At 58.2% G+C, this 20,035-nt stretch carries 17 protein-coding genes and 1 tRNA gene; 4 read left to right on the top strand and 14 right to left on the bottom strand.

Annotation, left to right across the window (positions count from 1 at the left end; all coding sequences use genetic code 11):
• The first annotated feature begins 84 nt into the window (after positions 1–84).
• The 3 genes from AC54AG_RS27885 to AC54AG_RS27875 all read left to right on the top strand — a co-directional run bounded on the left by AC54AG_RS27885 (position 85) and on the right by AC54AG_RS27875 (position 4,336).
• Positions 85–1,905 carry a DUF885 domain-containing protein gene (locus AC54AG_RS27885; RefSeq protein WP_496632564.1) on the top strand — a complete coding sequence of 607 codons (1,821 nt, stop codon included), beginning with the start codon at positions 85–87 and terminating at the stop codon, positions 1,903–1,905.
• Positions 1,906–2,063: 158 nt separating this feature from the next.
• Complete coding sequence (locus AC54AG_RS27880; RefSeq protein ID WP_496632562.1) at positions 2,064–3,164, top strand: SRPBCC family protein; 1,101 nt, start codon at positions 2,064–2,066, stop codon at positions 3,162–3,164.
• A complete protein-coding gene (locus tag AC54AG_RS27875; protein WP_034753144.1) occupies positions 3,161–4,336 on the top strand; it encodes a zinc-dependent alcohol dehydrogenase in 1,176 nt (391 codons plus the stop codon). The genes AC54AG_RS27880 and AC54AG_RS27875 overlap by 4 nt, the downstream gene beginning before the upstream one ends.
• Before the next feature lie 58 nt (positions 4,337–4,394).
• Here the strand turns inward: AC54AG_RS27875 and AC54AG_RS27870 are convergent, their stop codons facing one another.
• Together AC54AG_RS27870 and AC54AG_RS27865 are read right to left on the bottom strand one after the other, a co-directional pair.
• A complete protein-coding gene (locus AC54AG_RS27870) occupies positions 4,395–5,234 on the bottom strand; it encodes an HDOD domain-containing protein (protein WP_034753622.1) in 840 nt (279 codons plus the stop codon).
• A gap of 76 nt (positions 5,235–5,310) precedes the next feature.
• A complete protein-coding gene (locus AC54AG_RS27865; protein ID WP_496632560.1) occupies positions 5,311–5,943 on the bottom strand; it encodes an ArsR family transcriptional regulator in 633 nt (210 codons plus the stop codon).
• A gap of 15 nt (positions 5,944–5,958) precedes the next feature.
• Between AC54AG_RS27865 and AC54AG_RS27860 the strand changes: the two genes are divergently transcribed.
• Complete coding sequence (locus AC54AG_RS27860) at positions 5,959–6,732, top strand: hypothetical protein (RefSeq protein WP_331779117.1); 774 nt, start codon at positions 5,959–5,961, stop codon at positions 6,730–6,732.
• Positions 6,733–6,999: 267 nt separating this feature from the next.
• On the opposite strand, the gene AC54AG_RS27855 is transcribed toward AC54AG_RS27860, so the two are convergent.
• From AC54AG_RS27855 to AC54AG_RS27800, 12 genes are all read right to left on the bottom strand, one after another.
• Entirely contained in the window at positions 7,000–7,191 is a 192-nt protein-coding gene (locus AC54AG_RS27855) for a hypothetical protein (RefSeq protein WP_331779116.1), read from the bottom strand.
• 47 nt (positions 7,192–7,238) lie between these two features.
• Positions 7,239–7,403, bottom strand: a complete 165-nt coding sequence (locus tag AC54AG_RS27850; RefSeq protein WP_331779115.1) for a hypothetical protein — start codon at positions 7,401–7,403, stop codon at positions 7,239–7,241.
• A 47-nt stretch (positions 7,404–7,450) separates the two neighbouring features.
• Entirely contained in the window at positions 7,451–11,692 is a 4,242-nt protein-coding gene (gene rpoC, locus AC54AG_RS27845; protein WP_034753138.1) for a DNA-directed RNA polymerase subunit beta', read from the bottom strand.
• Positions 11,693–11,801: 109 nt separating this feature from the next.
• Entirely contained in the window at positions 11,802–15,908 is a 4,107-nt protein-coding gene (gene rpoB / locus AC54AG_RS27840) for a DNA-directed RNA polymerase subunit beta (RefSeq protein ID WP_046682083.1), read from the bottom strand.
• Positions 15,909–16,152: 244 nt separating this feature from the next.
• Positions 16,153–16,524 (bottom strand): 50S ribosomal protein L7/L12, encoded by a 372-nt coding sequence (gene rplL / locus AC54AG_RS27835; protein WP_034753136.1) that lies wholly within the window; start codon positions 16,522–16,524, stop codon positions 16,153–16,155.
• A 67-nt stretch (positions 16,525–16,591) separates the two neighbouring features.
• The gene (rplJ, locus tag AC54AG_RS27830; protein WP_034753621.1) at positions 16,592–17,131 is read right to left on the bottom strand and encodes a 50S ribosomal protein L10; all 540 of its coding nucleotides are present in this window, start codon (positions 17,129–17,131) and stop codon (positions 16,592–16,594) included.
• A 320-nt stretch (positions 17,132–17,451) separates the two neighbouring features.
• The gene (gene rplA / locus AC54AG_RS27825) at positions 17,452–18,147 is read right to left on the bottom strand and encodes a 50S ribosomal protein L1 (RefSeq protein WP_034753134.1); all 696 of its coding nucleotides are present in this window, start codon (positions 18,145–18,147) and stop codon (positions 17,452–17,454) included.
• On the bottom strand, positions 18,147–18,581 hold the full coding sequence (gene rplK / locus AC54AG_RS27820) for a 50S ribosomal protein L11 (RefSeq protein ID WP_034753131.1): 435 nt from the start codon (positions 18,579–18,581) through the stop codon (positions 18,147–18,149). The genes rplA and rplK overlap by 1 nt, the downstream gene beginning before the upstream one ends.
• A 115-nt stretch (positions 18,582–18,696) precedes the next feature.
• Positions 18,697–19,323 carry a transcription termination/antitermination protein NusG gene (gene nusG / locus AC54AG_RS27815; protein WP_034753130.1) on the bottom strand — a complete coding sequence of 209 codons (627 nt, stop codon included), beginning with the start codon at positions 19,321–19,323 and terminating at the stop codon, positions 18,697–18,699.
• Positions 19,323–19,706 (bottom strand): preprotein translocase subunit SecE, encoded by a 384-nt coding sequence (secE, locus tag AC54AG_RS27810; RefSeq protein ID WP_010394308.1) that lies wholly within the window; start codon positions 19,704–19,706, stop codon positions 19,323–19,325. Before secE ends, nusG begins: the two co-directional genes overlap by 1 nt.
• A 32-nt stretch (positions 19,707–19,738) precedes the next feature.
• Positions 19,739–19,814, bottom strand: a tRNA-Trp gene (locus tag AC54AG_RS27805).
• Positions 19,815–19,880: 66 nt separating this feature from the next.
• The coding region (locus AC54AG_RS27800) for an EF-Tu C-terminal domain-related protein (RefSeq protein WP_479723897.1) at positions 19,881–20,035 on the bottom strand (155 nt) is incomplete at its 5' end.

The following is a 20,035-nucleotide window of genomic DNA, read 5'->3' as shown; positions in this document are numbered from 1 at the left end:
CTTACGCCCCGGCTGCTCCATCGCGACCGGCCACCCCGACCCACAACGCCTCCGTTCATTCCCTCCTTACAAAGGACATCGCGCATGAAGCATCGTTTTGCCGCCGGCACCCTCGGCACCCTGGCCATCTCCCTGTTGCTCGCCTACGCACCCATGGCGCAAGCGGCCCAGCCCGCAGCCAAAACAGCCGTCGCGCCCGCCGTCAGCGCGCCAAAAGCAAAGCAGCAGCTGCAAGTGCTGGCCGACACATACTACGACGCGCTGGCCCGTTTCGAGCCGATCAATGCCACCGAGAGCGGCGACAACCGTTTTGATGACCAACTCGGTTCAGCCATCGTGCCCGCCGCGCGCGCAAAACAGTTCGCCCTGTACCGCCAGTACCAGAAGACGCTGCGCAGCATTGCCCGCGCGCAGCTGTCGCACCAGGACCAGATCAACTACGACATCCTCGACTATGAACTGGCGACGGCGCTGAGCTTCGAGCGCTTCCCGGAATACCTGCTGCCGCTGAACCAGATGGACAGCATGCCCGTCACCCTCGCCAATTATGCGGGCGGCGAGGCATCGCAGCCTTTGACAACGATCAAGGAGTATGACGCTTACCTGAGCCGTATCGGCCAGTTGCCGGGCTGGATAGACCAAGCCATCGCCAACATGAAAGTCGGCATGCAAAAGGGCATCGTGCTGCCGAAGGCGCTGACGGAATCGGCCCTGCCGCAATTCAAGAAGCTCGTCAGCGCCACGCCGCAGGACAGCGTCTATTACACGCCGATCAAGAACTTGCCGGCCAGTTTTTCCGACGCGGACAAGGCGCGCCTGACGCAAACCTATACCGTCATCATCGAAGCCAAGCTGATGCCGGCGCTGCAGCGCCTGTCCACCTTCATGGAGCGCGATTACCTGCCGGCCGGCCGCACGAGCAGCGGCTGGAGCGCCCTGCCCGATGGCGCCGCCTGGTACCAGGCGCGCGTGGCCAGCAGCACCACCACGGATCTGAAACCGGAGCAGATCCACGCCATCGGCTTGAAGGAAGTGGCGCGCATCCAGGAACAATACGCGATCGTGGGCCCGAAGATGGGCTACAACGGCCCGGCCGCCGGCTTGCCCGTATGGGTATCGGAACAGGCGAAATACCGCCCGTTCAAGACGGAGCAGGAAGTGCTCGACGTCTACCGGAAACTAAACGTGCTGCTCGACAGCAAATTGCCCGCCCTGTTCACCCTGGTGCCGAAAGCGCCGCTGGACTTGCGTCTGGAACCTGAACTGAGCCGCGACACGGCCGCCGATCACTACACGGCGCCGGCCGCCGACGGTTCGCGCCCCGGCGTGTTCTGGTCCGTCGTCACGGATCCGAAACTGTATGGCGACACGGGCATGACCACCCTGTTCCTGCACGAAGGCAAGCCGGGCCACCATTTCCACCTGGCGCTGGTGCAAGAGATGGACTTGCCGAACTTCCGCCGCTTCGGCGGCAACAATGCCTTCACGGAAGGCTGGGCCCTGTATGCGGAAACCCTGGGCAAGGAAATGGGCTTGTTCGAGGATCCGGCCCAGTATTTCGGCCATTTGAACGACGAGATGCTGCGCGCCGTGCGCCTGGTGGTCGACACGGGCTTGCACACCAAGGGCTGGACGCGCGAGCAGACGATCAAGTACATGCGCGACACCCTCGGCTATGACGCCGTGGCGAAAAGCGAGACGGAACGCTACATGGCCTGGCCTGGCCAAGCGCTGGGTTACAAAATCGGTTCGCTGAAGATCCTCGAACTGCGCCAGCGCGCGCAGCAAGCCTTGGGCGACAAATTCAGCCTGCCGAAGTTCCATGAAGTGGTGCTGAGCGATGGTACGCTGCCCCTGAAACTGCTGGAAGCGAAGGTCGACCGGTGGATCGCGCAGCAGAAGTAAGCTAGTCGCTTTCCGCCACAACGGCAGCGCCAGTCCGGGCTGCCGTTTTTTTTCGCGCCGATGCTTGATCTGGCGCAGATCCAGCGCATCTCACGCACGCCTGCCGGAACGCGTACCAAACAATGCTGCCTAATTCCCATACACAGAAGGGAGGCAGCATGCAAAACGAAGACATCAGCGATGGCGCCACGGCGCGTCCGCCAACGTGGCGGCAGCAGTCAGAAATGCCAGCGGAAACATCCGGCTCGTCCGGGAATGGGCACGACGCCATTCTTCACTACACGAGCGCGCGCGTCCAGGGCGATGGACGGCTGCAGCGGCACATTCCCGACGATACCGCGCATGGCAACCATGGCCTGATCACGGCACTTGGCTGGCTCAGCATCGGACTGGGCCTGGTCCAGCTGGTGGCGCCGCGCGGGCTGGCGCGGGCCAGCGGCTTGCGCGGCGTCTCGTCTGTCTGGATACGCGCCATCGGCCTGCGCGAAATGGCTTGCGGTGTCGCCTTGCTGCGCGGAGAAAGCAGGCCGGCATGGCGCTGGTCGCGCATCGCCGGCGACGCCATGGATCTGTCGCTGCTGGGCGCGGCCATGACCAGCCGGCGCAATGCGCGCACGCGCCTGGCGGCGACCGCAGCCGTGGTGGCAGGCGTGACGGCCATCGACTATATCGCCAGCGCACAACTGGCGCCGCGCAAGCTGAGCGAACTGCCCGCGCCCGGCGAAGAGGGGCTGGCGCTGCAAAGGAGCGTGATCGTCAACCGTTCCGCCGACGAATGCTACCGCGCCTGGCGCGACCTGGAAAACCTGCCCCGCTTCATGCCAGGTTTACAATCGGTGCAGATAATCGATGCGCGCCGCTCGCGCTGGCACAGCGTCGAAGGCGAGTGGATAGGCGAACTGACAGACGAGCGTCCGGGCCAGGGCATGCGCTGGCGCGCGGCGGAAAATCATGCGGAAACGGGCGCGCTGGAACTGTCGCCCGCACCGGGCGGGCGCGGCACCGTGGTCACCATGCAACTGCACATGCAGGCGCCGGTCGGCAAGGTGGGCGCGGCCGTGGCCGGCCTCTTCAGCCAGGCGCCCGCCTACAAGATCGAGACCACCTTGCGCCGCTTCAAGCAGTGGATGGAGACGGGCGAAGTCAGCACCATCGAGGGCCAGCCGTCAGGCAAGCGCAGCTTCAAGGCGCGCTTGCTACTCAAGACGAGCGGCACGGTATCTTCCCCCCGACCGCAAGCAAACGGAGGTGTGTCATGAAAGCCAACTGCTGGCACGGCAAGCGCGACGTACGGATCGAACAGGTGCCCGATCCCGCCATCCTCAATCCCGGCGACGCCATCATCAAAGTCAGTTCCACGGCCATCTGCGGTTCCGACCTGCACCTCTACAATGGCGTCGTGCCTACTATGGAGCAAGGCGATATCCTCGGCCATGAGTTCATGGGCGAGGTGGTGGAGGTGGGCTCCGCTGTGCGCAAGCTCAAGGTGGGAGACAGGGTGGTGGTGCCGTTTCCCATTGCCTGCGGACGCTGCTTCTTTTGCGAGCAACAGCTGTACTCGGTGTGCGAGAATTCCAATCCGAACGCCTATATGGCGGAAAAGATGTGGGGCCACTCGGGCGCAGGCATCTTTGGCTATTCCCACCTGACGGGCGGCTATGCGGGCGGCCAGGCCGAATATGTGCGCGTGCCGTTTGCCGACGTCGGCCCCATCAAGGTACCGGACGAGCTCAAGGATGAACAGGTACTATTTCTCTCGGACATACTGCCGACCGGCTACATGGCGGCCGAAGCCTGCGCCATCACGCCAGGCCAGGTGGTGGCCGTCTGGGGTTGCGGCCCCGTGGGGCAGTTCGCCATCCAGAGCGCTTTCCTGCTCGGCGCCGAGCGCGTCATCGCCATCGACCATTACCCGGAACGCCTGCGCATGGCGCGCGAACTGTCCGGTGCGGAAACCCTGCATTTCGATGCCGTGGACGTGCCCGATGCCCTGCGGGAAATGACGGGAGGACGAGGCCCCGATGCCTGCATCGACGCCGTCGGCATGGAAGCGCACGGCTCCGGCGTCAGCTATATCTACGACCGCCTCAAGCAGACGATGAAATTGGAATCGGATCGTCCCACGGCCCTGCGCGAAGCCTTGATGGCGTGTCGCAACGGCGGCGTCGTCTCGGTGCCAGGGGTATATGGCGGCTTCAGCGACAAGATTCCGTTTGGCTCCATCATGAACCGTTCATTGACCATCAAGACGGGCCAAACACACGTGCAGCGCTACATGCAGCCACTGCTGGAACGGATACAACGGGGCGAGCTCGATCCCGGCGCCATCATTTCCCACCACTTGACCCTGGACGAAGCGCCGCACGGCTACGAAATCTTCCAGAAGAAACAGGAGCAATGCATCAAGGTCGTGCTGCATCCGGGCCCCTGACTGCGCTGGCAGACAGCGCGGCAGGGCCAGGCGAACAATGCGCTGATCTCGGACGAGCTCAGACGAGCAGCGCGGCACTCATCGAACGCACTTCCTCGGCCGATTCGGCGAGGATGCTTTGCAAAGTCTCGTTATCGATAATGAAATCGATGACGGAATCGGAGGGCGTGAGCATTTCCACATACGTCACCTGCAACGGCGACTGCACGGGCGACAGTTGCTTGGCCAATAACAAGGTGTCGAGCAGGGAGTCGGGCGGAATCGACAGCAAGCCATCGCGCAAGCCTTCGATGGCTTCGCTCACGGCCAGCGGGATCAAAAGCTTCTTCATGACTTCGCGGGAAATGATTTCTTCTGCGGACTCCATCCAGTGATCCGCATCGTCGTCGAGCAGGCCGGGAAATTCGTCGGCACGCGACAACAGGTAAAAACCGCCCACCTCATGCACGATGCCGGCAAACAGCGCCGTGTCGGCATCGACGTGCGTCACGCGGCGGGCAAGCACGTGCGCCAGCGCCGCCACGTGGGCCGTGTGCTCCCACAGCTGGGCCGCCTTCTGGCGCAGGACGGGGTCGATGATCTTGCTGCCGAACTGGCGCACGACCATGGCCGCCACCAGCGCGTACAGATTGCGGTAGCCCATGCGCATGACGGCGGCGCGCACGCTGGTCACGGGCGCCGCATCGCCGCGGCTGTAGACGGCCGAGTTGGCCAGCGCGACCGTGCGCGCCGCCAGCAAGGGTTCGGCCAATACCAGCTTGATCGCATGGTCGATATGGCAGTCCGGTTCAGCCAAAGCCAATTGCAATTGCAGTGCGGAATTAACGCTCGTGGGAAACGTTAATTCGCCGCGTACCGCTTGGGAAACAATTAAACCGAAAGCCTGTAGTTTATTCATCATACGATCAATCCGCCTCAGATATTATTCTGGCCAACAATTTCATGCGTCAGAAATTGAATGCCAGGCCCGGCCTTTAGAATACAGATGGCATGTCATTCGTTTGTAATGAAGAACCCGGTAATGCCAGCGCATGCAATAGTGATTCATCGCCGATGACAAACAACTTCGGCTGCTGTAATACCTGCAGCAGAAATGGCTGGCCTTCACGTAGCCGCCGGCGATAATCGGCCAGCGTATATAGGTTGGGATTGATTTTGCGCCGTAAGGTTCGCTCGGCCGGGGCCAATCCCGTCAACAGATCGCCATAATTGGCTTCTTCACCCACCAGCAGCAAGTCGATGGCGCTGCCGGGCATGTCCTGTCCCTTCGCCGTGGCGCCCGACACGAAGGCCAGGTGCAGCTGGGTACGCAAGGGCGCCAGGGCCATGCTGAGCACGCCGACGATGCCGAAGGTTTTCTGCACCAGCCCGCTCAACTCCGGATACACGAGGCTTTCCTTGTTGGGCCAGAAGCGCCGCACATTGCCGATCCGCTCCGACGTGATCAGGCCGGCCTCATGCAGCCGGCGCAGTTCCCGCTGCGCCGACGCGCTGCCCAGACCCGTCAAGCGCATAATCTCGTTCAAGTGAAAGCCTTCATTCACGCGGACAAAGAGCAGTCCCAGCAGTTTCTGCTGGGCGGGAGTAAACAGGGCTTGGGCAATCATGCGCCAGATATTAGCATGAGCGCACTGGAAATTGGCGTGGCAAGTGCGCTTTTGCTACGCTACAACAGAGTGTGCCGGCATGACGGCATCGTGCATAATCGCCATGGTTGCGCACTCCCGAACGATCGGAAAACGGCGTGCCCTCTCACACTTGCAGTCACCGACGCACCGTATTTTCAGGGGAACACTTGTATGTCATCAGCCACCAGCAGCCTGGTCGGGTTTGTCGGAGGACAGCTTGATACGGCGGCCTTTGAACACCTTTTATATGAAGACGCAGAAACAGAGCGCCTGTTGTCAGCGCAGCCGGCGCCCAGGTATGCGCACGCGGGGCACACGCTGTATCACTATCTGATATCGCTCGACCTGCACAATCCGGCGGACGTGCTGAACGCGCAGGGCGCCCTGGCCGAGTTTTTGCACGCCGCCGGCATTCCGCTATTCGTCTCGGAAAAGCCTGGCCAGTTGCACGCGCTTTTGCTGGCGGCGCAGCCGAAGTGGCTGGATGTGGATCTGGCCTATGTGGCGGCACTGCTGGACAAGGCACCGCCGCATGCGAAAAAAAGTGAACGGACGCAGTGGCTGCGGGCGCAATTGCTCGCGTTATTTCGCTATGCGAAGAAGCCGCCCCGTTGGCTGCAAGCGCCCAACTGGCCCATCGAGGCGCACGGTCCGCTAGTATTTTTGGGACAACTCCCGGTGGACGGCTATTTTCATGACGAGGCCGCCGTCTATGTGTTTTACGATGCCAGCAAAAACGAGTGCCGATCAATACTGCAGACTTGCTGACGCCATGGCGTTCCTGGGCGCGGCTTCCTGTTTGCGTGTGTGCTGGAAGGCCGCAGTCATGGACATAAAAAAACGGCACCAGGAATTTCTCCGTGGTGCCGTGCTTATCAGCGAACAGCGCAGATTCATATATTTAATAAGTTAAATAATTAGCGAATGACCGTTGAATGACATACGCAATAAATCTTTCTATTACCTGGAATTTCTATCAATTAAATGATTAAAATTTCCAGGAAAATAAAGCGGACGACATCCATGCGATTGCAATTAACTATAAATTGTACGCTGCTCGATAAAGATGACGCTTCGTCGTGTGTTGCCGGTTTCGATAGCCAAAAGATCGTCGGTGGTTTCACCGGCCAGGGTGGCTTTATCGGCCAGCAGCGGGGCTTGACTCTCAACCACTTCCCACGTCTCTTTCTCTTTGCGTGCACGATGGAAGGCCGCAGTAACGGACATAAAAAAACGGCACCCGAAGGTGCCGTTTTGTCAGCTAGCAGCGCAGATTACGCTTCGTCGCCGTGGTGTTGCCGGGTTTCGATGGCCAGCAGATCGTCGGTGGTTTCACCGGCCAGGGTGGCTTTATCGGCCAGCAGCGGGGCTTGACGCTCAACCACTTCCCACGTCTCTTTCTCTTTGCGTGCACGGTGGAAGGCCGCAGTAACGGACATAAAAAAACGGCACCCGAAGGTGCCGTTTTGTCAGCTAGCAGCGCAGATTACGCTTCGTCGCCGTGGTGTTGCTGGGTCTCGATATCCTGCAATGCTTCTGCAGCTTCGCCAGCCATCGAGGCTTTCTCGGCCAGCAGCAGCGCTTGACGCTCTTCCACTTCCCACGCTTCTTTCTCTTTGCGTGCGCGGTGGAAGGCCAGGCCCGTACCGCCAGGAATCAGACGGCCGACGATGACGTTCTCTTTCAGGCCGCGCAGACCATCGCGCTTGCCCATGATCGCCGCTTCGGTCAGCACGCGGGTGGTTTCCTGGAACGATGCGGCCGAGATGAATGAATCGGTCGACAGCGATGCCTTGGTAATACCCAGCAAGACGTTTTCGTAGGTCGCTGGAATCTTGTTCTCAACGGCCATGCGATCGTTCTCGTCCAGCAGTTCCGAACGCTCTACCTGCTCGCCAACGATGTAGTTGGTGTCGCCGGCATTGACGATCTGAACACGGCGCAGCATCTGACGCACGATCACTTCGATGTGCTTGTCATTGATCTTCACGCCTTGCAGACGGTACACGTCTTGCACTTCGTCAACGATGTAACGTGCCAGCGCTTCGATACCCAGCAGGCGCAGGATGTCTTGCGGATCGGCCGGGCCGTCCACGATCATCTCGCCCTTGTTCACGACTTGGCCGTCATGCACCAGCACTTGTTTGTCCTTGGTGATCAAGAACTCATGCTTGTTGCCGTCCATGTCCGTGATTTCCAGCCGCTGCTTGCCCTTGGTTTCTTTACCGAACGCAACCGTACCCGTGACTTCCGCCAGCATACCGGCATCTTTCGGCGAGCGCGCTTCGAACAGTTCGGCAACGCGTGGCAGACCACCGGTAATATCGCGCGTTTTTTGCGATTCGGTAGGAATACGTGCCAGCACCTCACCAACCGATACCTGTTGACCGTCCTTGACCATGATCAGCGCGCCGACCTGGAAGCCGATCGCCACCGAGTGTTCGGTGCCGGCGATCTTGACTTCTTCGTTCGCGTCGTTGATCAGCTTGACTTGCGGACGCAACGTTTTCGTCAACGAACCGCGACGTTTCGCATCGATCGCCACCAGGGTGGACAGACCGGTCACTTCGTCGACCTGACGGGCAACGGTGACGCCTTCTTCGACGTTCTCGAAACGCACTTGACCGGCGTATTCGGTAATGATCGGACGGGTCAGCGGATCCCACGTTGCCAGGGCCGTACCGGCCTTGATGACCATGCCGTCCTTGACGATCAGGGTCGCACCGTACGGTACTTTATGACGCTCACGCTCACGGCCATGGTCGTCGGTAATCAGCACTTCGCCGGAACGGGAAATGACGATTTGCGCGCCCTTGCCGTTCGTCACGTAACGCATGGTTGCCGTGAAGCGGATGGTACCGTTCGACTTGGCTTCCACCGACGATGCCACTGCCGCACGCGATGCCGCACCACCAATGTGGAACGTACGCATGGTCAGCTGGGTACCAGGCTCACCAATCGACTGCGCTGCCACCACACCGACGGCTTCGCCGGCGTTGACCAGCATGCCGCGGCCCAGGTCGCGGCCATAGCACTTGGCGCACAGGCCGAAGCGCGTGTCGCAAGTCAGTGGCGTGCGAACCTTGACTTCATCGATGGACAGACGCTCGATCTCTTCGACCATGTCTTCGTCCATCAAGGTGCCGGCTTCGTACAGCGTTTCCTGGGTTTCAGGATTGACGACGTCATGCACCACCACGCGGCCGAGGATACGGTCACGCAACGGTTCGATGACTTCACCACCTTCGACCAGTGCCTTCATGACGGCGCCGTTCATGGTGCCGCAATCATCTTCGATCACCACCAAGTCTTGCGTCACGTCAACCAGACGACGCGTCAGGTAACCGGAGTTAGCCGTTTTCAGCGCCGTATCGGCCAGACCTTTACGAGCGCCGTGGGTCGAAATGAAGTACTGCAAAACGTTCAGACCTTCGCGGAAGTTCGCGGTAATCGGCGTTTCGATAATCGAACCATCCGGTTTGGCCATCAGACCACGCATACCGGCCAACTGGCGAATCTGGGCTGCGGAACCGCGCGCGCCGGAGTCGGCCATCATGTAAATGGCGTTGAACGATTCTTGCGTCGACTTGGTGCCGTCGCGGCGGATCACGTCTTCGACTTTGAGCTGGTCCATCATGGCCTTGCCGACTTCATCCGAGGTTTTGCCCCAGATATCGACTACCTTGTTGTAACGCTCGCCGGCGGTCACGAGACCCGAGGCGTATTGCTGTTCGATCTGCTTGACTTCCGATTCGGCCGTCGCGATCAGGGTGACTTTTTGCGGCGGTACCAGCATGTCGTCGACGCAGATCGAGATACCGGCGCGTGTCGCCAGGCGGAAACCCGATTGCATCAGTTTGTCTGCGAACACCACGGTGGCACGCAGGCCGCACTTGCGGAACGACGTGTTGATCAGCTTGGAAATTTCTTTCTTTTTCAGCGCGCGGTTCAGGACGGAGAACGGCAGGCCTTTTGGCAGAATTTCCGACAGGATCGCACGGCCGATCGTCGTTTCGTAACGCGTTACCGTTTTCTCGAATTCGCCCGTTTCGGCGTTTTTCGGGTATTCGGTAATACGCACGGTGACGCGGGTCGTCAGTTCGACTTCCTTGTTGTCGTAGGCGCGGATCACTTCCGACACGTCAGGGAACATCATCCCTTCGTTCTTCGCATTGATCGCTTCGCGGGTCGCGTAGTACAGACCCAGCACGATATCCTGGGAAGGAACGATCGATGGTTCGCCGTTCGACGGGAACAGGATGTTGTTCGATGCCAGCATCAGGGTGCGTGCTTCCATCTGCGCTTCGATCGACAGAGGAACGTGGACCGCCATTTGGTCACCGTCAAAGTCGGCGTTGAATGCGGCGCAGACGAGCGGGTGCAGCTGGATGGCCTTGCCTTCAATCAGGACTGGCTCGAACGCCTGGATACCAAGACGGTGCAGCGTAGGTGCGCGGTTCAACATGATCGGATGTTCACGGATCACGTCTTCCAGGATGTCCCACACGACCGGCTCTTGAATCTCGACCAGCTTTTTAGCGGCCTTGATCGTGGTAGCCAGACCCATCAGTTCCAGTTTATTGAAAATGAATGGCTTGAACAGTTCCAGCGCCATCAGTTTCGGCAAGCCGCACTGATGCAGTTTCAATTGCGGGCCCACGACGATGACGGAACGACCGGAGTAATCGACGCGTTTGCCCAGCAAGTTTTGACGGAAACGGCCGCCCTTGCCCTTGATCATCTCTGCCAGCGATTTCAGCGGACGCTTGTTGGCGCCGGTCATCGCTTTGCCGCGACGGCCGTTGTCCAGCAGCGAATCGACCGCTTCTTGCAGCATGCGCTTTTCGTTGCGCGTGATGATCTCTGGAGCGCGCAGCTCCATCAGGCGTTTCAGACGGTTGTTACGGTTGATGACGCGGCGATACAGATCGTTCAGATCCGAGGTCGCGAAACGGCCGCCATCCAGCGGTACCAGCGGACGCAGTTCCGGCGGCAGCACTGGCAGCACTTCCATGATCATCCAGTCAGGCTTGATGCCCGAACGTTGGAACGCTTCCAGCACTTTCAGGCGCTTCGCGTATTTCTTGATCTTGGCTTCGGATTTCGATTCCTTCAGTTCCACGCGCAGGGTTTCGGCATCGCGGTGGATGTCGATCGAGCGCAGCAGTTCACGGATACCTTCGGCGCCCATGAAGGCGGTGAAGTCGTCGCCGTACTCTTCGTACTTGGCGGCGTAGTCGTCTTCCGACATGATCTGGCACTTTTTCAGCGGAGTCATGCCTGGATCGGTCACGACGTATGCTTCAAAGTACAGCACGCGTTCGATGTCCCGCAGGGTCATGTCCAGGACCATGCCCAGACGCGACGGCAGCGATTTCAGGAACCAGATGTGCGCGGTCGGCGAGGCCAGCTCGATGTGGCCCATGCGCTCGCGGCGCACTTTGGCCAGGGTGACTTCGACGCCGCACTTTTCGCAGATCACGCCGCGGTGTTTCAGGCGCTTGTACTTGCCGCACAGGCATTCGTAATCCTTGATCGGGCCAAAGATCTTGGCGCAGAACAGGCCGTCGCGCTCAGGCTTGAAGGTACGGTAGTTGATGGTTTCCGGCTTCTTGACTTCGCCGTAGGACCACGAACGGATTTTCTCAGGCGAAGCGAGACCGATCTTGATTGCATCGAAGGTCTCGTTGGTCTGTACTTGCTTGAATAGATCGAGCAGTGCTTTCATGTATCACTCCAGAGGTGATTAAATTTCTATATTCCTGAGACTACATTGCCCGGCGTGGTTTCCCAGCCGGGCTTTGTGTTTCCCAAACCAAATGACAGGGTGCTGTCGTTTAGTTGCGTTCGAGGTCGATATCGATACCCAGCGAACGGATTTCCTTGACCAGCACGTTGAACGATTCCGGCATGCCGGCGTCGATCACGTGGTCGCCCTTGACGAGGTTCTCGTACACTTTGGTACGGCCATTCACGTCATCGGACTTGACGGTCAACATCTCTTGCAAGACATACGACGCGCCATACGCTTCCAGTGCCCAGACTTCCATCTCACCGAAACGCTGACCACCGAACTGGGCTTTACCGCCCAGTGGCTGTTGCGTCACCAGCGAGTAAGGACCGGTCGAACGCGCATGCATCTTGTCATCAACCAAGTGATGCAGTTTCAGCATGTGCATGACGCCGACAGTGACCTTGCGCTCGAACGCTTCACCGGTGCGACCGTCATACATGGTCACCTGGTTTTTCGAAGCGGTCATGCCCAGGTTCTTGGCGATGTCGTCCGGATACGCCAGGTCCAGCATGCGGCGGATCTCTTCTTCATTGGCGCCGTCGAACACTGGCGTGGCAAATGGAACACCTTTTTTCAGGTTTTCCGCCAGCTTCATGATCTCTTCGTCGTCGAAGTCGTTCAGATCTTCCGCGCGGCCGTTGTCGTTGTAGATCGTCGTCAGGTACTTGCGCACTTGCTCGACCTTGGTTTGCGCCTTCAGCATTTCGCCGATGCGGATACCCAGACCCTTGGCAGCCCAGCCCAAGTGCGTCTCGAGAATCTGACCAACGTTCATCCGCGAAGGAACGCCCAGCGGGTTCAGCACAACGTCGGCTGGCGTGCCGTCGGCCATGTATGGCATGTCTTCCACAGGAACAATACGGGAAACCACACCCTTGTTACCGTGGCGACCTGCCATCTTGTCGCCCGACTGCAGGCGGCGTTTCACGGCCAGGTACACCTTGACCATTTTTTGCACGCCTGGTTGCAGCTCATCGCCTTGCGTCAGTTTCTTGCGCTTCTCTTCGAAGGCCAGATCGAACTGGTGACGCTTCTCGTTGATCGATTCCTTGATCGCTTCCAGCGCTACCGCTGCATCGTCGTCCGCAGGGCGGATGTCGAACCAGTGGTATTTGTCCAGATCGGCCAGGTATTCCTTGGTGATCTTGGCGCCTTTGGCCAGCTTTTTAGGGCCGCCGTTGACAACTTTGCCGATCAGCATTTTTTCCAGACGCTGGAAGGCATCGCCTTCAACGATACGCATCTGGTCGTTCAGATCCAGACGGAAGCGTTTCAGTTCGTCATCAATAATTTGCTGGGCGCGTTTGTCGCGCACAATGCCTTCACGGGTGAAGACTTGCACGTCGATCACGGTACCGATCATGCCCGAAGGCACGCGCAGCGACGTATCTTTCACGTCCGAAGCTTTTTCGCCGAAAATCGCGCGCAGCAGCTTCTCTTCCGGGGTCAGCTGGGTTTCGCCCTTCGGCGTCACTTTACCAACTAGGGTGTCGCCGGCCTGGACTTCAGCGCCGATGTAGACGATACCGGACTCATCCAGACGTGCCAGCTGATTTTCAGCCAGGTTCGAGATGTCGCGCGTAATTTCTTCCGCGCCCAGTTTCGTGTCACGGGCCACCACCGACAACTCTTCGATGTGAATCGAGGTGTAGCGGTCGTCCTTGACGACGTTTTCCGAGATCAGGATCGAATCTTCGAAGTTCAGACCATTCCATGGCATGAAGGCCACGGTCATGTTCTGGCCCAGTGCCAATTCACCCAGGTCGGTCGATGCGCCATCGGCGATCACGTCGCGCTTGGCAACACGGTCGCCCACTTGCACGATAGGACGCTGGTTGATGTTGGTGTTCTGGTTCGAACGGGTGTACTTGATCAGGTTGTAGATGTCGACGCCCACTTCACCAGCGGTCGCTTCGTCATCGTTGACGCGAATCACGACACGGCCCGCATCGATGTAATCGACGATACCGCCACGCAAGGCTTGCACGGTGGTGCCCGAGTCGACCGCAACGGTGCGTTCGATACCGGTACCGACCAGCGCTTTTTCCGGACGCAAGCAAGGCACAGCCTGGCGTTGCATGTTGGCGCCCATCAATGCACGGTTCGCATCATCGTGTTCGAGGAACGGAATCAGCGAGGCAGCGACGGAAACGATCTGGCCTGGGGCAACGTCCATGTACTGAATGCGCTCCGGGGAGACCAGGATGGTTTCGCCAGCTTCACGGGCCGAGACCAGTTCATCGGACAGCATGCCGGCGTCGTTGATGGTCGCATTCGCCTGAGCGATGATGTAGCGGCCTTCTTCGATGGCGGACAGGTAGTCGATCTGATCGGTAATCTTGGAGCCTTCGACCTTGCGGTACGGGGTTTCCAGGAAGCCGTATTCATTCAGGCGGGCATACAACGCCAGCGAGTTGATCAGACCAATGTTCGGACCTTCCGGTGTCTCGATCGGGCAGACGCGGCCGTAGTGGGTCGGATGCACGTCGCGCACTTCAAAGCCGGCGCGTTCGCGTGTCAGACCGCCGGGTCCCAGAGCCGATACGCGGCGCTTGTGGGTAATTTCCGACAGAGGATTGGTTTGGTCCATGAACTGCGACAGCTGGGACGAACCGAAGAACTCGCGAATCGCGGCCGAAATCGGCTTCGAGTTGATCAGGTCGTGCGGCATCAGGTTGTCCGCTTCGGCTTGGCCGAGGCGTTCCTTGACGGCGCGCTCAACACGCACCAGGCCGGCGCGGAATTGATTCTCGGCCAGTTCGCCCACGCAACGTACGCGACGGTTACCCAGGTGATCGATATCGTCGACTTCACCGCGGCCATTGCGCAGTTCCACGAGGATCTTGATCACGGCCAGCACGTCTTCGTTCGACAGGGTCATGGCGCCGGTCAGTTCATCGCGGCCAATGCGGCGGTTGAACTTCATGCGGCCCACGGCCGACAGGTCGTAGCGGTCCGAGTTGTAGAACAGGCCATTGAACAGCGCTTCAACGGAGTCTTCCGTTGGCGGCTCGCCTGGACGCATCATGCGGTAGATCGCCACTTTCGCAGCCATCTGGTCGGCGGTGTCGTCGATACGCAGGGTTTGCGAGATGTAGGCGCCCTGATCCAGGTCGTTCGTGTACAAGGTCTGGATTTCGGAAATGTTGGCATCGCGCAGGCGGCCCAACAGATCTTCGGTCAGCTCATCGTTCGCGGAAGCGACGACTTCACCGGTGTCGCCATCGACGATGTTCTTCGCCAATACGCGGCCCAGCAGGTAGTCTTCCGGTACGGAAATGTGCTTGATGCCGGCAGCTTCGATATCACGCACGTGTTTCGCGTTGATACGCTTGTCTTTCAGCACCAGGGTCTTGCCCGACTTGTCGACGATGTCGAAACGCGCCACTTCGCCGCGCAGACGTTCGGCGACGAATTCCATTTCCGCGCCTTCGGAGCGCAGGTTGAAATTGTCGAAGACAAAGAAATTGGCCAGGATTTGCTCATGCGACATGCCGATGGCTTTGAGCAGGATCGTTACTGGCATCTTGCGGCGGCGGTCGACGCGGAAGAACAGGATGTCTTTCGGGTCGAACTCGAAGTCCAGCCACGAACCGCGGTAAGGAATGATACGCGCGGAGAACAGCAGTTTGCCGGACGAGTGGGTCTTGCCGCGGTCATGCTCGAAGAACACGCCAGGCGAACGGTGCAGCTGGGAAACGATAACCCGCTCCGTGCCGTTGATGACGAACGAACCGGTGGTCGTCATGAGCGGCAATTCGCCCATGTAGACTTCCTGTTCCTTCATCTCTTTGACGACGGGCTTGGTTGGCGATTCCTTGTCCAGGATCACCAGACGCACTTTCGCGCGCAGCGGCGACGCGAACGTCAGGCCACGTTGTTGACATTCTTTGACGTCAAAGGCAGGATCGCCGAGAACGTACGACAAGAATTCGAGACGCGCAAAACCATTGTGCGACACGATAGGGAAAATCGAAGTGAAAGCCGACTGCAGGCCATCATTCTTGCGGCCGGACGGTGCTATGTCCTCTTGCAAGAAGCTATGATAAGACTCGAGCTGGGTCGCCAGCAGGAACGGAACGTGGTGAACGTTGGCGCGCTTCGCGAATGATTTGCGAATGCGTTTCTTCTCAGTAAATGAGTAGTGCATGGACACTCCGTGAGTGACAGAAAGGATAGAAAATTCAGGTTTTGCAAGTGTTCGTTTGCACCGCTGCGTGTGACACAGACGAAACCTCAAGGCTCTGCTTTCCGGCTTGAATCGAATAAAAACTGCTGCTACAACTACATGACAAATACGATGCAGACGACAAAGGAGCCAAAGTCGGATTTCCCCCCTTGCGAGGGGAAACCTCAGACTTTGACTCGGGCGCTAACTGCCGCCGGTACAGATATTACTTGATCGAAGCGGTTGCGCCGGCTTCTACCAGTTTCTTCTGTGCTGCTTCAGCGTCAGCTTTCGACACTGCTTCTTTCACAGTTTTTGGTGCGCCATCGACCAGGTCTTTAGCTTCTTTCAAGCCCAGGCCGGTGATTTCGCGAACTGCTTTAATAACGCCAACTTTGTTTGCGCCGAAGGTGTCAAGGATGACGTTGAATTCGGTTTGTTCTTCAGCAGCTGCTGCTGGGCCTGCTGCAGGACCGGCCGAAGCCATAGCTGCTGCGGACACGCCGAATTTTTCTTCGAATGCTTTAACCAGGTCGTTCAGGTCCATTACGGACATGGCGCTAACTGCTTCCAGGATATCGTCTTTGCTAATTGCCATTTTGAAACTCCTAAATTTATTACGTTAGTTACATCAGATTGGTACTGAGAGAAAAAAGCGCGCGCAATTAAGCGGCTGCTGGGGCTTCTTCTGCTGCTGCTTCTGCAGGAGCTTCGGCGCCTTCGCCTTTTTTCGCTGCCAGGGCAGCCAGACCACGTGCAAAGCCCGAAACCGGAGCCAGCATAACGCCCAACAACTGCGAAATGAGGACTTCACGGCTAGGAATGCTCGCCAACGCGGTGACAGCAGCTGTATCCAGCGGCTTGCCTGCGTAGTTACCTGCTTTGATGACCAGTTTGTCGTTGGTTTTAGCGAAGTCAGCGATGACTTTAGCTGCTGCAACGGCATCGGCCGAGATCGAGTAGATCAACGGGCCGGTCATGGCATCTGCCAGGCTGGCGAATGCGGTACCTTCAACGGAGCGACGAGCCAGAGTGTTTTTCAACACACGCAGGTACACGCCTTGGGCACGCGCTTTAGCACGCAGTTGCGTCAAGTGACCAACCTGGATGCCACGATATTCGGCCACGACGATCGTTTGCGCATTTGCTACTTGTGCGGAAACTTCGGCGACGACGGCCTTTTTGTCATTCAGATTGAGACTCACGGTCAACCTCCTTAAATGATGTTCGGCAATCACAACCGAGTGGTTGAGCGCCTTGCATCGGTTCGAACACGGCGTCCGAAGTCAAGAAGTACTAAACTGAGCGGATGAATTCACGCAGCATGAGGACTACAAAACTTGTTCGGGTACACCATCTGCGTTGGGCACTTGCCGTTGCCGGCAAGCCTATTAACCTTCTGCATGTGCGATCGCAGTCGGCCCAACGGTCTTTGATTGTCTGCCTGCCTGGTGCGAACACCGGGCAGACAGCCCAAAGATGCGCCCGCAGCGCCCGAAGGCGCTACAGGACTTGATTCTGTTACTTAAGCTGCCAGGCTAGCCTGGTCAACACGGACGCCAGCGCCCATGGTCGACGACAGCGAAACTTTGCGCAGGTACACGCCTTTGCTCGATGCTGGCTTGGCTTTGTTCAGTGCGTCGATCAGTGCGACCAGATTCGACTTCAGATCTGCGTCAGCGAACGATTTACGGCCGATGGTAGCGTGGATGATACCGGATTTGTCGGTACGGTACTGAACTTGACCGGCTTTCGCGTTTTTCACGGCGGTAGCGACGTCAGGAGTAACAGTGCCAACTTTCGGGTTAGGCATCATGCCGCGTGGGCCCAGGATCTGACCCAGGGTACCAACGATACGCATGGTATCTGGCGAAGCGATAACGATGTCGAAAGGCATGTCGCCGGCTTTGATCTGCTCAGCCAGGTCTTCCATACCAACGATGTCGGCGCCAGCTGCTTTAGCAGCTTCCGCTTTTTCGCCCGACGCGAATACTGCCACGCGTACGGTTTTGCCGGTACCAGCTGGCAGCACGACGGAGCCGCGCACCACTTGGTCGGATTTCTTAGGATCAACACCCAGTTGTACCGATACGTCGATCGATTCATTGAACTTGGCCGTTGCGCACTCTTTGATCAGAGCGACAGCGTTGTCGAAAGCGTACACTTTGGTACGGTCGACTTTGGCTTTCAAAGCCTTGATACGTTTGGATAACTTAGCCATTATACAACACCTTCCACCGTGATACCAATCGAACGAGCGGAACCAGCGATGGTGCGTACAGCAGCATCCATGTCGGCAGCGGTCAGATCAGGGGTTTTCAATTTAGCGATTTCTTCAGCTTGTGCGCGGGTCAGCGTACCGACTTTGTCGGTATGTGGCTTCGGCGAACCTTTGGTGATCGCAGCAGCTTTTTTGATCAGGTAGGTTGCTGGAGGCGTCTTCATCACGAATGTGAAGGACTTGTCAGCGAACGCGGTGATCACGACTGGAATCGGCATGCCTGGCTCCAGACCTTGGGTCTGTGCATTGAAGGCCTTGCAGAATTCCATGATGTTCAGACCACGTTGACCCAGAGCTGGACCGATTGGTGGGGATGGGTTTGCTTTACCAGCTGGCACTTGCAGCTTGATAAAACCAATGATTTTCTTTGCCATGATGGCTCCTATCTTGGATTGAGTAGTAGCGCCCCGCCGATCCTACCCTGGCGGGGCTCCTCTGACCGGATTTCGCTGAGACCGCTGCGACGCTCCTGGTGGCGCTTGATAATACTTAAACTTTTTCGACCTGGCCGAATTCGAGTTCCACCGGGGTAGCGCGGCCAAAAATCGTGACCGAAACGCGCACTTTGGATTTCTCGTAGTTGACTTCTTCGACATTGCCGTTGAAGTCGGTGAACGGACCATCCTTGATGCGGACTTGCTCGCCCACTTCGTACAAAGTCTTTGGACGGGGCTTTTCAACACCTTCCTGCATCTGCTTCATGATGCCGTCGATTTCGCGCGCGGAGATCGGCGTCGGCTTGTTCGACTTGCCACCAATGAAACCGGTAACCTTGCTGGTGTTCTTGACCAAGTGCCAGCTCTCGTCTGTCATTTCCATTTCAACCAGCACATAGCCAGGATAGAAACGACGTTCGGTAACGGACTTCACACCATTCTTGACTTCGACAACTTCTTCGATCGGCACCAGGATCTGGCCGAACTGGTCTTGCATGCCCGCGCGCTCGATGCGCTCGGTCAGTGCGCGCATGACGCTTTTTTCCATGCCGGAATAAGCATGCACGACATACCAGCGCTTGCTGCTGACTGGCACGCTCAGCGCTGCACCAGTGTCCGCTACCGGAGCGTCGCCCGGAACGGACTCGTCCGCCGCTTCATCATGCACATTTTCGCTCATTATTTTTTCCAACCAAGAATTACGTCATACAACAAAAACTCGAGCAATTTATCCGTGCCCCACAGGAAAATCGCCATGACCAGCACAAAGGCGAACACGATCGCAGTAATCTGCGTGGCTTCTTTGCGGGTAGGCCAAACGACTTTCTTGGTTTCGCGCACAGCTTCTTTGGCGAAATTGAGAAATTCACGGCCGGTCGTCGAGACATACAAGAGCGCAACAGCAATAACCAAACCAGCCACAAGCGCGCTTGCACGCACCAGAGCTGGTTGGCCTGCCAGGTAATAAAACCCGACTACTCCTGCAATCGCAGCCACTATTGCCAGCGCGACTTTTATCTTGTCACTCGACGTGCTAACGGTTTGCACGGATTGATTTGACATTTTTCTACTTTCGGTGCCCTGCACCTTGACGGTGGCAGGGACGGAGGGCATCGAACCCCCAACCTTCGGTTTTGGAGACCGACGCTCTGCCAATTGAGCTACGTCCCTACGTAAAACTTTCGAGGAGTGCTATTCTACCACCCAGGACGCCCCGGGTGGAAGCATAACATTTCCTTATGCGAGGATTTTTGCAACCACGCCGGCGCCGACGGTACGGCCGCCTTCGCGGATAGCGAAGCGCAGACCTTCTTCCATCGCGATCGGGTTGATCAGCTTGACGGTGATCGACACGTTATCGCCTGGCATGACCATTTCTTTGTCTGCTGGCA

It is taken from the genome of Janthinobacterium sp. BCJ23, from assembly GCF_059617945.1.
The sequence above is the reverse complement of the archived record's forward strand: the minus strand, read 5'-3'. Positions and strand labels throughout refer to the sequence as shown.

Bases quoted from the DNA above. Each gene is read 5' to 3' on its own strand.
- nusG (WP_034753130.1), bottom strand. From the start codon at position 19,323: ATGAGCGAAAATGTGCATGATGAAGCGGCGGACGAGTCCGTTCCGGGC.
- rplA (WP_034753134.1), bottom strand. From the start codon at position 18,147: ATGGCTAAGTTATCCAAACGTATCAAGGCTTTGAAAGCCAAAGTCGAC.
- rplK (WP_034753131.1), bottom strand. From the start codon at position 18,581: ATGGCAAAGAAAATCATTGGTTTTATCAAGCTGCAAGTGCCAGCTGGT.
- rpoB (WP_046682083.1), bottom strand. From the start codon at position 15,908: ATGCACTACTCATTTACTGAGAAGAAACGCATTCGCAAATCATTCGCG.
- AC54AG_RS27880 (WP_496632562.1), top strand. From the start codon at position 2,064: ATGCAAAACGAAGACATCAGCGATGGCGCCACGGCGCGTCCGCCAACG.
- AC54AG_RS27865 (WP_496632560.1), bottom strand. From the start codon at position 5,943: ATGATTGCCCAAGCCCTGTTTACTCCCGCCCAGCAGAAACTGCTGGGA.
- AC54AG_RS27850 (WP_331779115.1), bottom strand. From the start codon at position 7,403: ATGTCCGTTACTGCGGCCTTCCACCGTGCACGCAAAGAGAAAGAGACG.
- AC54AG_RS27885 (WP_496632564.1), top strand. From the start codon at position 85: ATGAAGCATCGTTTTGCCGCCGGCACCCTCGGCACCCTGGCCATCTCC.
- rplL (WP_034753136.1), bottom strand. From the start codon at position 16,524: ATGGCAATTAGCAAAGACGATATCCTGGAAGCAGTTAGCGCCATGTCC.
- AC54AG_RS27875 (WP_034753144.1), top strand. From the start codon at position 3,161: ATGAAAGCCAACTGCTGGCACGGCAAGCGCGACGTACGGATCGAACAG.
- secE (WP_010394308.1), bottom strand. From the start codon at position 19,706: ATGTCAAATCAATCCGTGCAAACCGTTAGCACGTCGAGTGACAAGATA.
- rpoC (WP_034753138.1), bottom strand. From the start codon at position 11,692: ATGAAAGCACTGCTCGATCTATTCAAGCAAGTACAGACCAACGAGACC.
- AC54AG_RS27855 (WP_331779116.1), bottom strand. From the start codon at position 7,191: ATGTCCGTTACTGCGGCCTTCCATCGTGCACGCAAAGAGAAAGAGACG.
- AC54AG_RS27860 (WP_331779117.1), top strand. From the start codon at position 5,959: ATGAGCGCACTGGAAATTGGCGTGGCAAGTGCGCTTTTGCTACGCTAC.
- AC54AG_RS27870 (WP_034753622.1), bottom strand. From the start codon at position 5,234: ATGAATAAACTACAGGCTTTCGGTTTAATTGTTTCCCAAGCGGTACGC.